18 protein-coding genes and 2 pseudogenes are annotated in these 17,613 nt (G+C 61.1%); 12 read left to right on the top strand and 8 right to left on the bottom strand.

All coding sequences use genetic code 11. From position 1 onward, the window contains the following. Positions 1–74 precede the first annotated feature (74 nt). The 12 genes and pseudogenes from LC343_RS08245 (at position 75) to LC343_RS08190 (ending at position 11,055) form a co-directional block, all read left to right on the top strand. Positions 75–971 (top strand): carbohydrate ABC transporter permease, encoded by an 897-nt coding sequence (locus LC343_RS08245; RefSeq protein ID WP_223476625.1) that lies wholly within the window; start codon positions 75–77, stop codon positions 969–971. Then, positions 968–1,801, top strand: a complete 834-nt coding sequence (locus tag LC343_RS08240) for a carbohydrate ABC transporter permease (protein WP_223476624.1) — start codon at positions 968–970, stop codon at positions 1,799–1,801. The genes LC343_RS08245 and LC343_RS08240 overlap by 4 nt, the downstream gene beginning before the upstream one ends. 18 nt (positions 1,802–1,819) lie before the next feature. Further along, a complete protein-coding gene (locus LC343_RS08235) occupies positions 1,820–2,602 on the top strand; it encodes an enoyl-CoA hydratase/isomerase family protein (RefSeq protein WP_223476623.1) in 783 nt (260 codons plus the stop codon). Further along, positions 2,603–3,373 carry an SDR family NAD(P)-dependent oxidoreductase gene (locus tag LC343_RS08230; protein ID WP_223476622.1) on the top strand — a complete coding sequence of 257 codons (771 nt, stop codon included), beginning with the start codon at positions 2,603–2,605 and terminating at the stop codon, positions 3,371–3,373. Continuing rightward, the gene (locus LC343_RS08225; RefSeq protein ID WP_223476621.1) at positions 3,366–4,463 is read left to right on the top strand and encodes a hypothetical protein; all 1,098 of its coding nucleotides are present in this window, start codon (positions 3,366–3,368) and stop codon (positions 4,461–4,463) included. The genes LC343_RS08230 and LC343_RS08225 overlap by 8 nt, the downstream gene beginning before the upstream one ends. Further along, positions 4,460–5,533 carry an ABC transporter ATP-binding protein gene (locus tag LC343_RS08220; protein ID WP_223476620.1) on the top strand — a complete coding sequence of 358 codons (1,074 nt, stop codon included), beginning with the start codon at positions 4,460–4,462 and terminating at the stop codon, positions 5,531–5,533. Before LC343_RS08225 ends, LC343_RS08220 begins: the two co-directional genes overlap by 4 nt. Continuing rightward, entirely contained in the window at positions 5,530–6,441 is a 912-nt protein-coding gene (locus tag LC343_RS08215) for an SMP-30/gluconolactonase/LRE family protein (RefSeq protein WP_223476619.1), read from the top strand. The genes LC343_RS08220 and LC343_RS08215 overlap by 4 nt, the downstream gene beginning before the upstream one ends. Further along, the gene (locus LC343_RS08210) at positions 6,438–7,607 is read left to right on the top strand and encodes an ABC transporter substrate-binding protein (protein ID WP_223476618.1); all 1,170 of its coding nucleotides are present in this window, start codon (positions 6,438–6,440) and stop codon (positions 7,605–7,607) included. The genes LC343_RS08215 and LC343_RS08210 overlap by 4 nt, the downstream gene beginning before the upstream one ends. A 16-nt stretch (positions 7,608–7,623) precedes the next feature. Beyond that, positions 7,624–8,850, top strand: coding sequence for a CaiB/BaiF CoA transferase family protein (locus tag LC343_RS08205; protein ID WP_223476617.1), 1,227 nt, complete (start codon positions 7,624–7,626; stop codon positions 8,848–8,850). A 4-nt stretch (positions 8,851–8,854) separates the two neighbouring features. After that, entirely contained in the window at positions 8,855–9,778 is a 924-nt protein-coding gene (locus LC343_RS08200) for a PfkB family carbohydrate kinase (RefSeq protein WP_223476616.1), read from the top strand. Next, the gene (gene eda, locus LC343_RS08195) at positions 9,778–10,401 is read left to right on the top strand and encodes a bifunctional 4-hydroxy-2-oxoglutarate aldolase/2-dehydro-3-deoxy-phosphogluconate aldolase (protein ID WP_223476615.1); all 624 of its coding nucleotides are present in this window, start codon (positions 9,778–9,780) and stop codon (positions 10,399–10,401) included. The genes LC343_RS08200 and eda overlap by 1 nt, the downstream gene beginning before the upstream one ends. A 57-nt stretch (positions 10,402–10,458) precedes the next feature. Next, positions 10,459–11,055, top strand: a pseudogene (locus LC343_RS08190) (transaldolase family protein). A 106-nt stretch (positions 11,056–11,161) separates the two neighbouring features. Here the strand turns inward: LC343_RS08190 and LC343_RS25340 are convergent. From LC343_RS25340 to LC343_RS08160, 8 genes and pseudogenes are all read right to left on the bottom strand, one after another. Beyond that, positions 11,162–11,485: an integrase core domain-containing protein gene (locus tag LC343_RS25340; protein ID WP_428982517.1), complete on the bottom strand. Its 324-nt coding sequence runs from the start codon at positions 11,483–11,485 to the stop codon at positions 11,162–11,164. A 5-nt stretch (positions 11,486–11,490) separates the two neighbouring features. Continuing rightward, positions 11,491–12,075 (bottom strand): annotated as a pseudogene (locus tag LC343_RS25335) (DDE-type integrase/transposase/recombinase); the annotation flags it as partial. An 8-nt stretch (positions 12,076–12,083) separates the two neighbouring features. After that, a complete protein-coding gene (locus LC343_RS25330; protein ID WP_428982516.1) occupies positions 12,084–12,350 on the bottom strand; it encodes a transposase in 267 nt (88 codons plus the stop codon). A gap of 184 nt (positions 12,351–12,534) precedes the next feature. Continuing rightward, complete coding sequence (locus tag LC343_RS08180; RefSeq protein WP_223476614.1) at positions 12,535–13,404, bottom strand: beta-keto acid cleavage family enzyme; 870 nt, start codon at positions 13,402–13,404, stop codon at positions 12,535–12,537. Between the two features lie 145 nt (positions 13,405–13,549). Further along, a complete protein-coding gene (locus LC343_RS08175; protein ID WP_223476613.1) occupies positions 13,550–13,837 on the bottom strand; it encodes a UxaA family hydrolase in 288 nt (95 codons plus the stop codon). Next, positions 13,837–14,997: a UxaA family hydrolase gene (locus LC343_RS08170; RefSeq protein WP_223476612.1), complete on the bottom strand. Its 1,161-nt coding sequence runs from the start codon at positions 14,995–14,997 to the stop codon at positions 13,837–13,839. The genes LC343_RS08175 and LC343_RS08170 overlap by 1 nt, the downstream gene beginning before the upstream one ends. Then, a complete protein-coding gene (locus LC343_RS08165) occupies positions 14,994–16,112 on the bottom strand; it encodes a mandelate racemase/muconate lactonizing enzyme family protein (protein WP_223476611.1) in 1,119 nt (372 codons plus the stop codon). Before LC343_RS08165 ends, LC343_RS08170 begins: the two co-directional genes overlap by 4 nt. Then, the gene (locus LC343_RS08160; protein ID WP_223476610.1) at positions 16,109–17,611 is read right to left on the bottom strand and encodes a tripartite tricarboxylate transporter permease; all 1,503 of its coding nucleotides are present in this window, start codon (positions 17,609–17,611) and stop codon (positions 16,109–16,111) included. Before LC343_RS08160 ends, LC343_RS08165 begins: the two co-directional genes overlap by 4 nt. Positions 17,612–17,613 lie beyond the last annotated feature (2 nt).

Here is a 17,613-nt window from a genome sequence, read left to right as displayed (position 1 = left end):
TGCGCCCGGCGAACATCCAATTCTGGCGCCATAGGCCTTTACGGCAGGCGTTCGCTACGAACCGGGAAATCAACATGCGCAGCAGCAAGCGCAATAGCGAGTTGTGGATCGCCTTCGGCTTCATGATGCCGGCCGCGATCCTCGTGTCGGTCCTGATGTACTGGCCGATGGTCGATACGTTCAGGGAAAGCCTGTTTGCCAGCTCCTTCATCAATCCGACGCCGGAATATGTCGGGTTCGAGACCTATCGGCGCATCCTCGCTGATCCAGTTTTCTGGCAGATCCTGCGCAATTCCGTCGTGTGGACGATGGGCGTGGTTCTGCTGCAGAATGTGGTCGGTTTCTTCATCGCCTTGCTGCTGAACCAGCAGCTCCCCGGACAGGGAATTCTGCGGTCACTGGTGCTGCTGCCTTGGGTGTTGCCCGGCGTTGTCGTGGCGATTCTGTGGCGCTTCATGTACGATCCGCAATTGGGGCTGGTGAACTCGTTTCTGATGCGCTTCGGTGCAATCGACAGGGGGATAGGCTGGCTCGCGGAGCCAAGCATCGCCATGGCCGCGGTGATATTCGTGGCCTTCTGGAAAGGGTTCCCGTTCTCCACAGTGATCTTCCTCGCCGCTCTGCAGAACGTCGACAAGGAACAGATCGAAGCCGCGAAAGTCGACGGGGCAGGGCCGGTCAGGCGGCTGATCGACGTCGTCATCCCGGCGATCGCGCCGGTGGCGGCGGTCAATGTCCTGCTGACCACCATCCTGACTTTCAACTATTTCGACATCATCTATGTGCTGACGCGCGGCGGTCCACTGAACAAGACCGCGATTTTCCCGACTCGCATCTATGAAGTCGGGTTCGGGCAGTTCCGCTTCGGCGAAGCGGCCGCCTACGGAACGATTTCCGTCCTGGTGCTGGTGCTGGTCGTTGCATCACTGATGATGTTCCGCTTCTTCGGCTATAAGGAGGTACGCTCGTGACCCGGCACGCGAAACGGCTGAGGATCGCGGGTCTCAGTGTCCTGCAGATCGTGGTTGCAGCCCTTGTTCTCCTGCCCTTCTTCTGGATGCTGAGCGTCTCCTTCAAGCCGGCGACGGAAGCATTCGCGATACCTGCGGAGTTGTGGCCCAGGAACCCGACGCTCGAGAACTATGTTCTCGCGTTGCGCCCTGAATTTCGCCGCTACTTCCTCAACAGTATGATCGTGTCCGGCGCGACGCTGGCGATCACTATTCCGTTGGGGCTGCTGGCTGCCTATAGCCTGTCGCGTTTTCAGTACCGGATACTGTCGGTATTTCTCGCGATGGTCGTGCTTGCGCAGTTTTTTCCGGCGGGCGCCATGATCATCCCGATCTATAAGATCGTCCGCAGCGCGGGTCTTCTGGACACCTATGCCTCGCTGATCATCGCCTACATCACGGTAACGCTTCCTGTGGCGATCTGGATGATGCGCGGTTTCCTCATGCGGGTTCCGCGAACACTCGAAGAGGCCGCCGCGATCGACGGTGCATCGCCGCTGCGTGCCTTCGTCGATATCGTCATTCCGCTGGCGCGCCCTGGCATCGTCGCGACATCCGTCTTCGTGCTGATCGTGACCTGGCAGGAGTTTCTGTTCGCGCTGTCCTTCACATCCAGCAAGGAGATGCGAACCCTGCCAGTCGGCATGAACGATTATATCGGCCAGTACGGTGTTCGCTACGGTGAGCTGATGGCCTCGTCCGTCATGATTTCCGTACCCGTGATCGCAGTCTTCTTCTTCCTTCAACGCCAGTTCGTGGCCGGTCTCACCGCAGGCGCGGTGAAGGGCTGAACCGATAGGGAATCCAACATGTCGTCTCTGGTGCTTCTAGACGAAATATCTCCCGGGATCGGTCTTCTGACATTGAACCGACCGGACAAACTCAATGCGCTTTCCCGGGACATGCTGGTTCAGTTGCAGGCCCGACTGGACGAGGTCGAGACCAACAGCGAGATCAAGGTTCTGATCCTGACCGGCGCCGGCGGCAAGGCGTTCGCCGCCGGTGCGGATATCGCCGGTTACAAGGGGCGTCGCGAACGCGAGTTCATGGACTTCCAGTTTGCCGGCCGGCGTTTCAACGATCGGCTGGAGGCGTTTCCCAAACCGACGATCGCGGCGATCAATGGATATGCTCTTGGAGGTGGATTCGAAATCGCCTTGTGCTGCGATCTTCTGGTTGTCTCCACGAGCGCGCGGCTCGGCCTTCCCGAGGGACTGCTCGGGCTCTCGCCCGGAGGAGGCGGAACGCAGCGCCTGCTTCGCTCCGTCGGAAGGCATTGTGCGGCGGATTTGCTGCTGACCGCCTGGCGAATGAAGGGCGAAAGGGCCTACGAGGTCGGGCTGGCTTCGGCGCTGTGCGATCCGGATGATCTTCTGTCGGTCGCCAAAGGAAAAGCCGAGGCGATGCTCAAGGTCGCGCCGCTCGCGCTGACCGAGATGAAGCGCCTGATCAGGCTAGGCGAGGACGCCTCGCTTCCCGCCGCGTTGTCATTCGAACAGGAGGTGCTTTTCCGGCTCTACTGCTCTGATGACGGGCAGGAAGGCATCGATGCGTTTCTCGAAAAACGGCAACCCCAGTTCAAGGGAAAATAGATGCGTGAACTTGATGAACGAGTGGCTATCGTATCCGGCGGGGCCATGGGGATTGGGCGCGCATGTGTCGATCTTCTGGTCGACGCTGGCGCTAAGGTCCTGATCGCCGATTTCGATCAGGATGCAGGCACCGCGGCCGAGCGAAGTGTTGTCGAAAACGGGGGTACTGCGGCCTTCGTGTCGACAGACGTGCGCGATTTTGGCCAGGTCGAGAATGCCACGAACGAGGCCATGACGCGCTGGGGACGGATAGACATCCTGGTCAACAACGCTGCCCGCGCCATTCCCGGGGTGGTCGACGAGATGGAGGAGGACGCCTGGGAAGAGGTGATCTCCAACAATCTGAGTTCCGTCTGGCGTTTCATGAAATGCGTCGTGCCCCACATGCGGAGGCAAAAGGCGGGTTCGGTCGTCAATATGAGCTCGGTCCAGGCCCTCAAGGGATTTCACGGCTGGGCCGGTTACGCCGCGGCGAAGGGCGGTATCAACGCGCTCACGCAACAGGCTGCGCTGGATCTCGCCCCGGCAGGCATTCGCGTGAACGCGGTTGCACCGGGCACGATCATGACGCCGCTCAACGAAAAGGTGTTTCGCGAGACGGCGGACCCGGACGACCTTGCAAGGCGTTGGAACGAAGCGCACCCGATCGGCCGGTTTGGGCAACCGGAAGAGGTCGCGGAAGCCGTTCTCTTTCTGGCCAGCGATCGCTCGTCCTTCATCACGGGTGAGATTCTGCGCGTCGACGGCGGATTGGTGATCAAGGGTGACTGACCGGACCAGATTAGCGACGGAAGGGATTTCCCTCGAGGTGTTGAGCCTCGGTGGTATCCTGTCGAACCTCTGCATCGCGCGTAACGGCCGAGAGGTGCGGCCGCTGCATCGCGCCGCCTGGGTTGATCGGCCGGAAACAGTGCCGGAGGGCGCGCCCCCGCATCTGCGCTATCTGGAAGGCGATTTTCTCTGCGCGCCATTCGGCGCGCCTGCAGAAGGCTCCGCTGCGCCGCCTCATGGCTGGACCGCAAACGGACAATGGACATTGGTTGCGGAAGACGCGGCGCCCGATGATGCGAAGACACTGCGGTTCGCGCTTGGCGAGACCGTTGAAGGAGCCTCCGTGGAAAAGCGCATCTCTGTGCGACCGGGCCATCCCTTCGTCTATCAGGAGCACAGCTTCAGCCGATGCGCCGGCGAAATCAGCCTGTCGCACCACGCGATGGTCGCCGCGCCCGGCGGAATGCGCCTGTCGTTTTCACCCAAGAAGTTCGGGCGAACAGCTGCAGCACCGCTCGATCCCCCGGAAAAAGGGACGACGTTCCTGCTTCGTTATCCGCAGCAGTTCGAAAGCCTGGGCGATGTCGAACTTGCGGACGGGACCCGAGCCGATCTGCGGAGCTATCCGGCTGCGAAGAAGCATGAAGACTTCCTCACCCTCTACGACGAGGAAAAGACGGCATTCGGATGGTCGGCGGCGGTCGCGCAGCGGGACAGCTTCGTTTTCATTGGATTGAAGGACGCCGCGGTGCTGTCGCAGACCAGCCTCTGGATGAGCAATGGCGGCCGAACCTATGCGCCGTGGAACGGCGTCCACGAAAACGTGCTCGGTATCGAAGAGGGATGTTCCGGGTATTCGGCAGGGTCGGGTGGCAACCTTTTGCCGGTCCGGACCGCGCTGTCGCTGGACCGTCCCGGCGGTTTGACGGTGCGCTACGCGCTGGGCGCAATACCCCTGCCGGAAGGGTTTCGGGAGGTCGCCGCCGTCGAGATGTCGGCGAACGACCTCGTTTTGCAGGATGTTGGCGGCGCGCGGGAAACGCTCCCCTTCGATGTCCGCTTCTTTGACAAGAACAAGGTAAATCAATGACTTCGGTAGCTCTGGATCGCGTTGTCAAGAAATGGGGCCACTTTGTCGGCGTCAATGACGTATCGCTGGAGATCGCGGACGGTGAGTTTCTCGTATTGCTTGGGCCGTCAGGCTGCGGGAAATCGACCACGATGCGCATGGTGGCCGGGCTCGAAGAGCTCACATCCGGCGAAATCCGCATCGGGGACCGTGTGGTCAACGACCTCGCGCCCGGTGAGCGGGACCTCGCGATGGTCTTCCAGAATTACGGGCTCTATCCGCATATGACGATCGCACAGAATATCGGCTATCCGCTGAAGGTCGCTGGCGTTCCGCGTCAGGAGCGAATGAAGCGCGTGCAAGCCGCTGCTGATCGCGTCGAACTCTCCGAGTATCTCGAGCGACGCCCTCACGCCTTGTCTGGCGGTCAGCGGCAGCGGGTCGCGCTTGGCAGGGCGATCGTGCGTACGCCCCAACTCTTTCTCATGGATGAACCGCTCTCTAATCTCGACGCGAAGCTCCGCGTGTCCATGCGCGCGCAGATCAAGCATCTGCAGAAAGAACTCAATACCACGACGATTTACGTCACCCATGACCAGGTGGAGGCCATGACGCTGGCGGACCGGGTTGCGGTAATGGCGAAGGGTGAAATCCAGCAGATCGGGGCCCCGTTGGATATCTACAATCGGCCGGCCAACGCATTCGTTGCGTCCTTCCTCGGCAGTCCGTCGATGAACCTGTTCGAGATGCAGGTTTCGGACGGCGAATTGCGCAATCCGAGCTTTCGCCTGCGCGCCCCGGACAATGCCCCTTCGGCACTGACGATCGGGCAGCGGCCCGAAGACATGGCGGCTGTCGCGCCGGGAGAGGGCGATTTCGATTCCGAAGTCTACACCGCGGAACTCCTGGGCGACACTGCGCTGATAACGGTTCGCATCGGCCACGATCTCGTCTCGATCAAGGCGCCCAAGGATACCGGTTTCCGGATGGGCGACCGGGTCGGCATCAGGTTCGACCGCGATACGCTGCATTATTTTGACGGAGTGACCGGAACGCGGATCGAGTTCGAAACCGGGGGATATGCCGCATGACTTTCGCTTCCCCTGCAAGCCTTGGTGAGCCCGTCATCCCGCTCTCAAGGGCGGAAATCTTCTTCGACGGGCAGTACTCGATGCCCCGTCTCCATCACCCGGAGGGCGTGGCGATCGGGCCGGATGGCGCGCTCTGGTGCGGAAACGCGGAAGGCGACATCCTGAGGGTCGACACAGGCGACCGCTCGATCGAGAAGATCGCGTCCACCGGCGGATTTACGCTGGGCATCGCCTTCGACGGGCGCGGATTTGCCTATGTGTGCGACCAGCGCAGCGCGTCCGTCTGGCGTCTGGAAATCGCGACGCGGGAACTGACCCGCCTGGACGCGCCCGGAATGCGCATCCCGAACTACCCGGTCGTCGATGCGCACCGCAATTGCCTCTACGTGTCAGACAGCTTTGCAGCGCGCGAAGCCGGCCCCGGAGTTTGGCGCTACGACCTGATAACCGGGCAGGCCGGCCTGTGGTGGAGCGCGCCGATGACTTTCGCTAACGGTATGGCCATCTCCGACGACGGAAACAGCCTGTTCGTTGCCGAAACATTCGCGCGAAAGGTTACACGTATCGCTATCGGCGCCCACGGCGAACCGTCGGAGGCGACGACTTTTATCGACAATTTGCCCGGGCTACCGGACGGCATTGCTTTTGACGGTCAGGGAACGCTCTTCGTCGCCTGCTATGAACCGTCTTGCATCCTCAGGGTCGACAAGGCGGGCGCGGTGGAGGTCTACGCCCATGATCCATCGGCGGAACTGCTTTGCCATCCCACCAACATCGCCTTTGCGGGGTCCGCGATCTACACGGCCAATCTTGGCCGGTGGCATCTGACCCGGATTCAGTCCGACACGTCGGCCGAACCGGTGGTGAGCGAGGTACAGCGCGTATTTGCGGCGGGGAGAAGCAAATGACCGTCTTGCTGCGTGGCATCACATGGGATCATGCGCGCGGTTACGCGCCCCTGGCAGAGAACACCGAAGCTTTCTCCAAGGAGTATCCGGGAATTCGGGTCGAGTGGAGCCGGAGAAGCCTGCGCGATTTCGGCGTCCAGCCGGTCGAGGATCTTGCCCGGGACTACGATCTTCTCGTTATCGATCATCCGTTTACGGGGAGAGCGCGAACCCTTGGATGTCTCAAGGATCTCCGGCCGCTCCTTCCCGAGGACTTTCTCGCCCTCATGGAGCGCCAAAGCGTCGGTCCCTCGACGCGGTCGTATGATTTCGGCGGACTATTCGCCATGCCCACGGATGCGGCCTGCCAGGTGGCCTGCTGTCGACCGGACCTTGTCGAGCGCCTCGACAGCGAGGTGCCGCGAACCTACGACGAGGTCTTGTCGCTCGGCGCAAAAGCGCGCAGCGCGGGCAAGTGGCTTGCCATGCCGTCATGCCAGAGCGATTCCGCGTGTCTCGTCGCCACCATGGCGGCCAATCTCGGATATCCGATCGAGGTAGGCGCGGGCGATCTGGTGGAACGGCCTGTTTTCCGTGAAGTGCTCGACTATCTCAGGGCGCTGGCCGACCTCTCGATACCGCAATCGCGAGACTGGAACCCGATCGCGACATTCGATGCGATGTCGTCGGGTGACGAGATCGTCTATGTGCCGTTCGCGTTCGGATACAGCAATTATGCGCGCAAGGGCGCTGACCCGCGGCTGAAATTCGCGAATATCGCCGGACCGGGCGCCGATCCGGCAGCCGGCGCCATTCTCGGTGGTGCCGGCATGGCGATTTCGGCCGATTGCCGGCATGTCGACGAGGCGGTGACCTATCTCAAGTGGGTTCACAGGCCTGAACATCAGGCTACCGCCTATTTCGAGGCCGGCGGACAGCCCGGTTTACGTGACGCCTGGATCGATCCCGCCGTTAACGCGCTCGGCGGCAACTTCTTTCAAGACACGCTGGAGACAATCGAGAAGGCCTATCTGCGTCCTCGCTTCGATGGCTTCATCCCGGCCTTCGAACATATGGGCCTCCTGGTTCATCGGTGGCTGAAGAACGGCGGGGATCGCGACGCACTGATCGCGGATGCGAACACGACTTTTGCGAAGGCCTGCGAAACCGCGGCCCAGTTGCACTGACAAGGATACCCATAAGATGACACATGCATTGGACGACATCACCGTTCTCGATTTCAGCCACCTGCTGCAGGGACCGTTCGCTACGCAGCTTCTCGGCGATGCTGGCGCGAAGATCATCAAGATCGAACGGCCGGGGAAGGGCGACCTGTTTCGTACGATGACCTTCAAGAACCGTTGGGTCGGAGGAACGGAGAGCCCGAATTTCCTCGCATGGAACCGGAACAAGCGATCACTGGCCATCGACCTCAAGGCGGACGAAAGCCGCGAAACGATCTACGAACTCGCCAAGAACGTCGATGTCGTATTGCACAATTTCCGGCCCGGCGTGATGGAGCGTCTGGGCTATGGCTATGACGATTTTTCCAGGATCAATCCAGGGATCATCTACTGCTCTGCATCGGGCTATGGAGACAGCGGCCCTTACGTGTCCCGTCCGGGACAGGACATGTTGCTGCAGGGATTGACCGGACTGGCCGCGGCGACGGGTCGCGGTGATGGTCCGCCGGTCCCGGTCGGTGCCGGGTTTGCAGACCAGATCGGCGCGTTGAACATCGTCTACGGGATCCTCACGGCACTTCACTGGCGCGAACGCACTGGCGAAGGGCAGGAGATCAAGGTGGATCTGTTGTCCGCGCTTCTCCAGCACCAGAACCAGGAAATGGTCTGGGTCATGAATTTTGGCGAGAATTTCGAGCGTCCCAATTCGTCGATCGGGCATCCGGGAATGGATGCGCCGTTTGGTGTCTATCCGGTCAAGGACGGCTGGGTCTCGATCGCCATGAGCCCTTTCGCCAGGCTGGTCGAGGTGCTCGGAAAGGATAACCTGCTGAAGTACAACGATCCGCAGACCCTGTACGACGATCGCGACGAGGTGTGGGCAGCGATCGCCGAAGAAACCGGCAAGTGGTCGATGAAGGACCTGTTGGATGCGCTCCTCGCGGCCGATATCTGGTGCGGTGAAATCAAGAGCCATCTCGAGGTCATGGACGATCCGCAGGTTCGTCACCGGGGGCTCGTTCAAACCTATGAGCACGCGTCGGCGGGGCCTGTGAAGGTCATCGGCCCCGCTGTCCGGATGAGCAAGACGCCGCCGAGTATCGACAAGCCGGCGCCCGTGGTCGGTCAGCACACCGAGGAAATCCTAGCCGAATTCGGAATCGCGCCGGAGAGGATAAGGCAGTTGCGCGATCGCGGCCTGATCGAACAGGCCGACATCGCGGAGCGCAAAGCGAAAGCGGACTAGTCCCATGAGAACCGACGAGGCGCCGCGTCGCCTGATTTTCGCTGGCGCGACGACGCTGGACTATATTTTCCGCGTCGATCACATGCCCACGGGCCCCGGCAAGCTGCTTCCGATCGAAATGGCGGAGGTCGCGCATGGCATGGCGGCGAGCGCGGCAGCTGCTGCGGCACGCCTCGGTGGCGATTGCATGCTGATCTCGCGCGCCGGGGCCGATCTCGCTGGTGACAGGATTGTCGCCGATCTCGAGCGGGACGGCGTGGATTGCCGCTTCGTGAAGCGATTTGACGAAGCGCGGTCGGCGATATGCGCCGTTCTGGTTGATTCCGAAGGCGAGCGGCTCGCCGTGCCTTATTATGACAAGGCGCTCCCCACCGGGGCCGAGTGGCTGCCGCTCGATAGGGTTGTCGAAGCGGACGCGATTCTCGTGGACGTACGATGGCCGCAGGGCGCCGCGGCGATCCTGCGCGCCGCCCGCGACGCCGGCGTTCCAGCCGTCCTCGACGCGGACGTTGCGCCAAAAGAGGTGATCGGCGATCTGGTAGAACTTTGCAGCCATGCGGTTTTCTCCGAGCCTGCAGCGCTCGCACTCTCAGGTCGCGAAACCGTCACCGAGGCGGTCGAGGCGCTTGCCGTTCGCTACGACTGTTTCGTCGCCGTCACCGCCGGGCCGCTCGGTTGTTACTGGGTCGAGGACGGTGGTGTTCGTCACAGCAAGCCGCCTCGCGTCGTCGCCGTAGACACTTTGGCGGCGGGCGATGTCTTCCACGGCGCGTTCACACTCGCCTTGGCGGAGGGGATGCCCATCGCCGATATTATCGATTTCGCGAATGCGGCTGCGGCAATCAAATGCGAAACCTTCGGCGGAAGGCTCGGAGCGCCGGACCGTCGTCAGGTCATGACTGTTCTGGAAAAAAAGGTGACAAGCTGATGGACATGCAGGAAACCGCAAAACGGATTGCGGAAGCCGGCATCATGCCGATCGTGACAGCGAGAGAGGTCGCCGACGGCCTCGAATTGGTCGACAGGTTGGTGCAATCCGGTACCACGGCCGTGGAGATCCTTTTCCGGACCCCGCATGCGCCGAATGTGTTGCGGGAAGCCAAGGCTCGCCATCCGTCTTGCCTCTTTGCGGCGGGAACGATCATGGACGCTGAATCTCTCGACCGGGCTCACGATGCGGGTGCAGACTGCCTCGTCAGCCCGGGGTTGACCCCGCAGCTTGCCGAAATCGTCTCGCAATCCGGATTGCCGCTCGTGCCCGGCGTGCAGACGGCATCGGAGGTTATGTTCGCCCGGGAAGCTGGATATCGCCTTCTTAAGTTCTATCCGGCCGAAGCCGCCAATGCCCTCGAGGTTTTGGCCGACTTCGCGAATATCTTTCGGGACACGACATTCATGGCGACGGGAAAAATCAGTTCTTCCGTCCTCGCGAACTATGCGCGGCTTCCCAACGTCTGCGCGGTCGGCGGGTCATGGATGCTCAAATCCGACTATGCGGGTCCGCTGGTCGACGAGATCAGGCTATTCGTGCGCGGCAGCGCCGCCAACTGACAATCACCACCCCTCTGGATCGGATGAGCGGAAACAATCCTCTGTCCGTTGCGCAAGATGACCACGGTTGTCGCGGACACTGGTGACGTGGTGGCTGTCGCGCGGATCCACCCGGTCGATTGCACCACCAATCCTTCCATCGTTCTCAAATCGCTCGAAAATCCGCATGTCACGGAAATCTATCAGGATTGCCTCGACTGGGGCGCGCAACCGGCCATGCGACGGGCCAGGGCTTCCGAGATGACCGCGGAACGGGTCGCTGTGGCTCCCGGGGCGAGAATGGCGGAGCTTGTGCCGGGCAGGGTTTCAACCGAGGTCGATGCCCGTTTGTCCTTCGACAGGGATGCGACGATCGAGAATGCATACCGTTTGCTGGAGGCCTAGAAGGAATTCGGTATCGGAAAGGACCGGATCCTCATCAAGATCGCATCCACCTGGGAGGGCATTCAGGCTGCGGCGCATCGCCAAACAGAGGGCGTCGACTGCAATCTGACGCTGATATTTTGCTTCGAACAGGCAAGGGTGCCCGCCGATGCCGGAGCGTACCTGATCTCCCCGTTTGTGGGGCGCATTCCGAATTGGCATCAGTCTCGTGGAGAAAGTGAGGACGAAGATCCGGGTGTCAGGTCGGTTCGCGAGATCTATGAGTATTAAAAGAGCCACGGCATCAAGACCGAAACCAACAATGGTGAGTAGGCATGCTCGCCGGCGTCTTTTTGCTCTTAACGGATTAGAACGCAGCTGACCTGCCACGGGTCTTTCATCCAGCCGCAACCGGAGCCAGGTTGGTGTTTACGCCGATCGGCGCAGGAAGAGCAATCGCCCGACGCGTGGAGCTTTCATCTCGCGTAGCGGGGCGGGCGATTGCGGTGGTCAGGGTCCGCGCGTAGTCAGCCGGGGTCGGGTAGTCCAAGGCCGAATGGGGACGTTCGGTGTTGTAGTCAGCGGCCCAGGCGGCGATCACGACCCGCGCATGGGCCAGGTTCCGGAACATGGTCTCATTGAGCAGTTCGTCCCGCATCCGACCGTGAAGCTCTCCACGAAGCCGTTCTGCATCGGCTTGCCCGGCGCGATGTAATGCCATTCGACGCGATTCTCGGAGCACCAGCGTAGGATCGCGTTGGACGTCAGCTCCGTGTCGTTGTCCGAGACGATCAACCCCGGCTTGCCGCGACGCTCGACCAAGGCGGTCAGTTCACGCGCCACCCGACGCCCCGAGATCGAGGTGTCCGGAATAGCCGCCAGGCATTCACGAGTGACGTCATCGACCACGTTGAGCACCCGGAAGCGCTGGCCATTGGCGAATTGGTCGTGAACGAAATCCAGTGACCAGCGCGCATTAGGGCGCGCCTCGACCAGGGTCGGCGCTCGTGTCCCGACAGCTTTGCGACGGGCCTTCCGCTTGCGCACTGTCAGCCCTTCCTCGCAATACAAGCGATAGATCCGGTTGGTCCCGGAAGACTCACCCTCGCGGCGCAGCAGCACGAAGAGCCGCCGGTAGCCGAACCGTCGACGCGCGTTGGCCAGCTCACGCAACCGACCACGCAGCTCCGTATCGGGAGCGCGCTGCGCCTGATATCGGACCATCTTGCGATCCGCCCCGGCAATCCGGCACGCCCGCCGTTCCGAAAGCCCGAACCGGGCCTTCAGATGCGCGACCGCCTCGCGCTTCACGGCAGGCGTCACCACTTTTTTGAAACCAATTCCTTCATCGCGGCGAGATCGAGCATCTGCTCGGCCAGTAACTTCTTGAGCTTCGAGTTCTCATCCTCGAGCGCCTTCAGCCGCTTGGCCTCCGACACCGTCATCCCGCCGAACTTTGCCTTCCAGTTGTAGAAGGTGCCTTCCGACATGCCGTGCTTGCGACAAAGGTCTGCGCACTTCGCGCCTGCCTCGTGCTCCGCCAGGATGCCGATGATCTGCTCGTCCGTGAATCTCGTTCGCTTCATTGTCCGTCCTCAAGTTGGGCCGGACTCTAATCGACGGTGGAGGAAATATCCCGTGGCAGGTCACGTAGCCTGTAGGATACCGTGCGATGGCCGAAGACCTTGAGATGGACTTTGGACGGGTCGTGTCGGGTATGTCCGCTCACGGTCTATCCACATCGGATACTATGATCGCGACCAGGCTGGATCACAGGTCCAGCAGCGCGCGCGCCTCCTCGGGGGTCGCAGGGGGATGACCGAGGTCTTCCATCATTCGCCGGGCCTTGGCGACCATCGCCGCGTTTGATGGCGCGAGCGTTTCGGCGTCGAGCCTGACGGCATCCTCAAGGCCGATTCGCGCGTGGCCGCCTGCCAGAAGCGATTGTGCTAACATGGGAAAGGCATAACGCCCTGTTCCGAAAGCTGTCCATTTGGCTCCTGGCGGCAACAGTCCACGCGCATACAGCACGGTTTCCGGTCCGGGCGCAAAGCCGTAGGGCACGCCCATGACTATGGAACACAAGGGCGCTTCGGGTAGGCTGCCCTCTTTTTGTAATGCTTTCAAAAGCGCTATGTCACCGGAATCGAACAGCTCGATTTCAGGACGCGACCCTGCTGCCAGGATTAGTTCTCCCATACGTCGAACAGAGGATGGCGGATTGATTACCACTTCTCCGCCAAATACCATCGTGTTCAGGTCCAGTGTCGCGACATCCGGCTTGATTTCCTGAATATGACGCACTCGGTCGTCGGGCGGTAGAAGATTGGTGCGTGGCCCGGGCAATACCGGGTTGCCATCGGTTGGATGAAAGCGCCCGCCATTCCCGGTCGTGAGGTTGATGATCAAGTCTTCGCGGACATCGCGAATCCGGGATACCACCTCAGCGTAAAGCGGGACCTCCATCGAGGGAAGTTCGGTTTGGGGATCGCGTACATGAATGTGTACAATTGACGCCCCTTCTTCAGCCGCGGCAAGACAGTCGTCGGCGATCTCCGCTGGCGTAATCGGCAAGGCAGGGTTTAGGGAGCGCGTCGTAAAGTTGCCCAGTACTGCGCAGGTCAACAGCCGTTTGGTCATGATTTCATCTCCTTGACTGCAACAGGCTATTTCACATCCGCTGCGGCCTGCATATTGCGCGCCGCATAACCGCCGGATCAGGGTCGGAAAGGGAACTGTGCCTCGCATATCGCACCGCTATTGGCCAAGTTGCTCCAACGGTTCTTTACTTCATAGTCAGGCCGGTGAGGTTGTGTGTGTGAACGTGTTCACCGATCTTCGTTTCACGCAGCAGACGGCCGATGACTTCTCCGTTTTTTAGGACCTCTGCACCACCGGGCAAGTCAATGACCGCGAACTTGTGGTACCGGGGAATATCGTTCTGAATCCTTACTGTACGTGTCTCTGTGCCAATCTTGATGTTCAGGACCTCGCCTGCCCAGATCGGAACTAGGGCAACGCCGATGGAGTCGGACCAGTCCTGAACGATGACCTTTTGAGGTATATTCTCCATTACAGCGATGCTCCGATACGGGTTACGACTTCTTCTCCTTCCAGCAGGATCTCGCCAAAGGTCGAGGCGCCGGAAGCCGTTTCCAGGATGTGTGTGATCAGACGATCGGTTGCTTCTTCTTTCGAAACCATTCCGAGCAGGATCCCGCTGGCGTCGAAATCGATCTGCTCTGGAAGGTTCGCGCAGGTTTCGACGTTGGCCGATATCTTGATAGTCGGGGCGAGTAGGCTGCAATAACTATTGCCAGGCCCGGTTGTGAACAGAACGATCTGAGCACCTGCCGCCGACAGGCCGGATAGCGACTCGGGTGCATAAAACGGCTGGTCCATGAGCCAGCATCCCGGGCCGGAAGGGCGCTGTCCGTGAGCAAGCACACCGACGATCGGGCTGGAGCCTGACTTGTGGATCGCGCCGAGCGATTTCTCTTCAAGGGTCGTCAACCCGCCGGCGATGTTGGTCGGGCCGGGGTTGTTCCCGATGAGGTCGATCCCGGCAGATTTCGCGTGATCCATTCTACGGGCCAGAGCGTTCCTGATCGCTTCTGCGATCTCGGGCGAGGCCGCGCGCCGATTGAGGAAATGTTCGGCCCCGAACCATTCCATCGTTTCCCCGGCGACGAACCTGCCGCCCAGGGCGACGACACGATCGGCGACGTGCCCGACCAGCGGATTGGCTGCAAGACCCGAACTGGGATCGGAGCGCCCACATTCGGCAGCCAGAAACAGCTCGGAGATCGGGGCCGGACTGCGGGACTCGCGGCTGAGCTGACGCAGAAGTCGGGCGCCGGCACGGATTCCCGTATCCGTCAAACGCAGGGAATCCTGATTGTTCAGGTCGAGAAGAAGCAATTCGACCGGCCGTCCGGTCGCGGCGATCTGGTCGCGGTATTCCTCGGCTTCGGGTTGTTTGCCGCTCAGAAGCAACACAGCGCCGACGTTCGGATGACACGCAAAGCCGAGCAACATCCGGTCACGCAGGGCGCCGTCATCTCCGACCACGCCACTCCCGTAGGGCGTTGTGATAACCTTGGCCTCCGGAAGCGCCTTTCCGATCCGCCGGGCGACGGGCCCGGTAAGTCCGGTCGTCGACAGGATCAGCAGGTCATTGCGCACACCGACAGATCCGTCCGGTCGACGGAATCCCAGAAACTCTTGAATCATGACACGGCCAGTTCAGCTAGAAGATTTCGATCAAGGGATAGGCCGAACCCCGGCCCCTGCGGCACAGGGATTGCGCCATTGGTGACAACCATCGTCTGCCCTGTCAGGGCGTCGAAGATTGGGGTTTCGTCAAACTGAATTTCCAGTACGAGGAAATTGGTCAGCACCGACGAGATCGCGACACTGGCAGCATGGCACACCGGGCCCGTCGGGTTGTGCGGCGAGATGTGGAGCTGCGATGTCGCCGCAAGCTCTGCCACGCTGCGCGCGCCCGAAAGGCCTCCGATGTACTTCACGTCCGGCATGAGCACATCATAGTGTCGGCCATCCACATGAGCGCGGATGTCGGCGAGGTCGAGGCACCTTTCAACGCCGGCCAGGCGTAATCCTCTGCGGCTTGCTTCGTCTTTGAGTCGTCCGAGAAGCGGGAAGTTCGACGGCGTCTCCGGGACGGGGCATTCCAGCCAGAACAGTCCAAGCTCGGCTGCCGTATGAATCAGTCGGAACGCCAATGCCTCTTCGAAGCGCCAGTGGCAATCCACCATCACCTTGCCGGGATCGCCGACCTCGTCGCAGACCGCCCGAACGCAGGCGATCCCGGCTGCCATCCTCGCCTCGTCGCCATTGTGGTCGCCAAGTCCAAGACCGTCGAAAGGGGCCAGTTTGAAGTGGGAGTGGCCCGCCGCCAGCGCGACCCGAGCGGATTCGGCGAAGCCTTCGGGCACGCGGTTGCGCGTGCGTCGGTTTATGTTTGCATAGACGGGTATTCGATCACGTACCGCGCCTCCGAGCAGGTCCTGTGCGGAAACCCCCAACCGTTGCCCCTGCGCATCCCAGAGCGCCTGCTCAATTCCGCTGAGCACCGCGTGTTGCAACAATCCGCCGTTGCGCGCCCCGCTAAGCCATTGGACGGTGTTGGGGAACGCGGGGGCGCCGGTGAACTTGGAGGCCTGCTGAGCCGTCATCGCCGCAAGGACGGGACCGGCGCCGTTCACCGAACTTTCGCCCCAACCCGTGATCCCGTCCGAGCAGGTTACCTCGATGAACGTCCAGTCGGTTTTCTCGTCAATCGCGATGTTGTGGCAGGTGATGCACTTGATCGTCGCGTCCTTCATTCGACCAAATCCCGCTTCCGCAGGCGCGCGCCGCGGCTATCGCTCCAGAACGACCAGACCAGCATGAAGATCGAAACGGTCAGGAACAACGCCGCGACGGGTCGGGTGAAGAGTGGTGTGATTGATCCTGCCGAGGCCATGAGACCCGAGCGAAGCTCGGATTCCGCGAGAACGGCCAAAATAAAACCGATCACGAAGGGCGCCAAAGGGACCTTGACCTTCTCAAGGACGAACCCGATCACCCCGAAGGCGAGCGTTACCCAGACGTCGAACGGGCGGTTCTGCAAAGAATATGAACCGATCAGGCAGAACATCAGAATGATGGGCATCAGGTAGGCAGTCGGAACCAGGATCAGTTTCGACATCCATTTCACCGATAGCAACATCACAACCAGCATCATGCAGTTGGCGATGAGGTGAGTCGAAATGATGGTGTAGGGCACTTCCGGGTTGGTCACGAAGAGCAGCGGACCTGGTTGCAGATTGTGCATCAGCAGGGCGCCTATCAGGATGGCGTCGATCACGCTTCCCGGGATGCCCATGGTCACCAGCGGGACGAGGGCGCCGCCGATCGTCGCGTTGTTGGCTGCCTCCGATGCGACGACACCGTCATCGATTCCGGTACCGAACTTCTCGGGCGTCTTCGACAGGTTCTTGGCGGCCGTGTACGCGCAGATCGACCCGATCGAGGCCCCGATCCCAGGAAGGATGCCGATCCAGGTTCCGATCACCGAGGAGCGGATCAGGTTTGTCGCCTGCCGCTTCCAGTCGGCGAGGCTCATGAAGATCCCTTCGTTCGACGCGGCAATCCGCAGAACCGGGCGTTCGGCATCGATGATGTATTTCAAGACCTGGCTTACGACAAACACGCCCAGAAGGACTGGTAGGAGGCTGAAGCCGCCCGCCCAGGAATCGAATCCGAAAGTCAATCGCAGCATTCCGGTACTCGGGTCGACCCCCGGCATGGACGCGAGCATCCCGAGGAAGCCGGCAAGCAGACCCTTTGCCATAGAGCCCTGGCTAAGTGAGGCGATCAGCACCAGCGCCATAAGAACCATCGTGAAGTATTCCCAGGGCCCGAAATAGGTCGCCCAAACCGCGAGCGTCGGCGAAAGGCCGATCAGGAACACCCAGGATATGAGACCGCCGACGAAGCTGGCGGTAATTCCGAGGCCCAGCGCACGGCCCACTTGGCCGCGCTGCGCCATCGGGTAGCCGTCCAGCGTTGTCATGATCGAGGAGGGTGTTCCAGGCATCCGCAATAGCGTGGCCGAGACAAGGCCGCCGCTGACCGAGCCGACATACATGGCGACCAGAAGGATCAGCGCGTCGTAATAGCTTCCCATGAAAAAGGTCAGCGGCACGGTCATCGTGATCAGCATCGACCCGCTCAGTCCCGGGATCGCGCCGACGATCGCTCCGAGAGCCACGCCAAGAAAGCACCAGAACAACGGCGCCGGTGTCAGGATATGTCCTGTTGCAGAAAGAAAAGCATCCATTG

Origin of the sequence: Oricola indica (genome assembly GCF_019966595.1) — a bacterium.
Classification (GTDB): domain Bacteria; phylum Pseudomonadota; class Alphaproteobacteria; order Rhizobiales; family Rhizobiaceae; genus Oricola; species Oricola indica.
Note: the sequence above shows the minus strand (reverse complement) of the source record. Positions and strands in the feature narration are given on the sequence as shown.

Coding starts and splice junctions, on each gene's coding strand:
- LC343_RS08210 (WP_223476618.1), top strand. CDS start 6,438: ATGACCGTCTTGCTGCGTGGCATCACATGGGATCATGCGCGCGGTTAC.
- LC343_RS08230 (WP_223476622.1), top strand. CDS start 2,603: ATGCGTGAACTTGATGAACGAGTGGCTATCGTATCCGGCGGGGCCATG.
- LC343_RS08215 (WP_223476619.1), top strand. CDS start 5,530: ATGACTTTCGCTTCCCCTGCAAGCCTTGGTGAGCCCGTCATCCCGCTC.
- LC343_RS08165 (WP_223476611.1), bottom strand. CDS start 16,112: ATGAAGGACGCGACGATCAAGTGCATCACCTGCCACAACATCGCGATT.
- LC343_RS25330 (WP_428982516.1), bottom strand. CDS start 12,350: ATGAAGCGAACGAGATTCACGGACGAGCAGATCATCGGCATCCTGGCG.
- LC343_RS08170 (WP_223476612.1), bottom strand. CDS start 14,997: ATGATTCAAGAGTTTCTGGGATTCCGTCGACCGGACGGATCTGTCGGT.
- LC343_RS08245 (WP_223476625.1), top strand. CDS start 75: ATGCGCAGCAGCAAGCGCAATAGCGAGTTGTGGATCGCCTTCGGCTTC.
- LC343_RS08180 (WP_223476614.1), bottom strand. CDS start 13,404: ATGACCAAACGGCTGTTGACCTGCGCAGTACTGGGCAACTTTACGACG.
- LC343_RS08235 (WP_223476623.1), top strand. CDS start 1,820: ATGTCGTCTCTGGTGCTTCTAGACGAAATATCTCCCGGGATCGGTCTT.
- LC343_RS25340 (WP_428982517.1), bottom strand. CDS start 11,485: ATGGCATTACATCGCGCCGGGCAAGCCGATGCAGAACGGCTTCGTGGA.
- LC343_RS08200 (WP_223476616.1), top strand. CDS start 8,855: ATGAGAACCGACGAGGCGCCGCGTCGCCTGATTTTCGCTGGCGCGACG.
- eda (WP_223476615.1), top strand. CDS start 9,778: ATGGACATGCAGGAAACCGCAAAACGGATTGCGGAAGCCGGCATCATG.
- LC343_RS08220 (WP_223476620.1), top strand. CDS start 4,460: ATGACTTCGGTAGCTCTGGATCGCGTTGTCAAGAAATGGGGCCACTTT.
- LC343_RS08205 (WP_223476617.1), top strand. CDS start 7,624: ATGACACATGCATTGGACGACATCACCGTTCTCGATTTCAGCCACCTG.
- LC343_RS08175 (WP_223476613.1), bottom strand. CDS start 13,837: ATGGAGAATATACCTCAAAAGGTCATCGTTCAGGACTGGTCCGACTCC.
- LC343_RS08160 (WP_223476610.1), bottom strand. CDS start 17,611: ATGGATGCTTTTCTTTCTGCAACAGGACATATCCTGACACCGGCGCCG.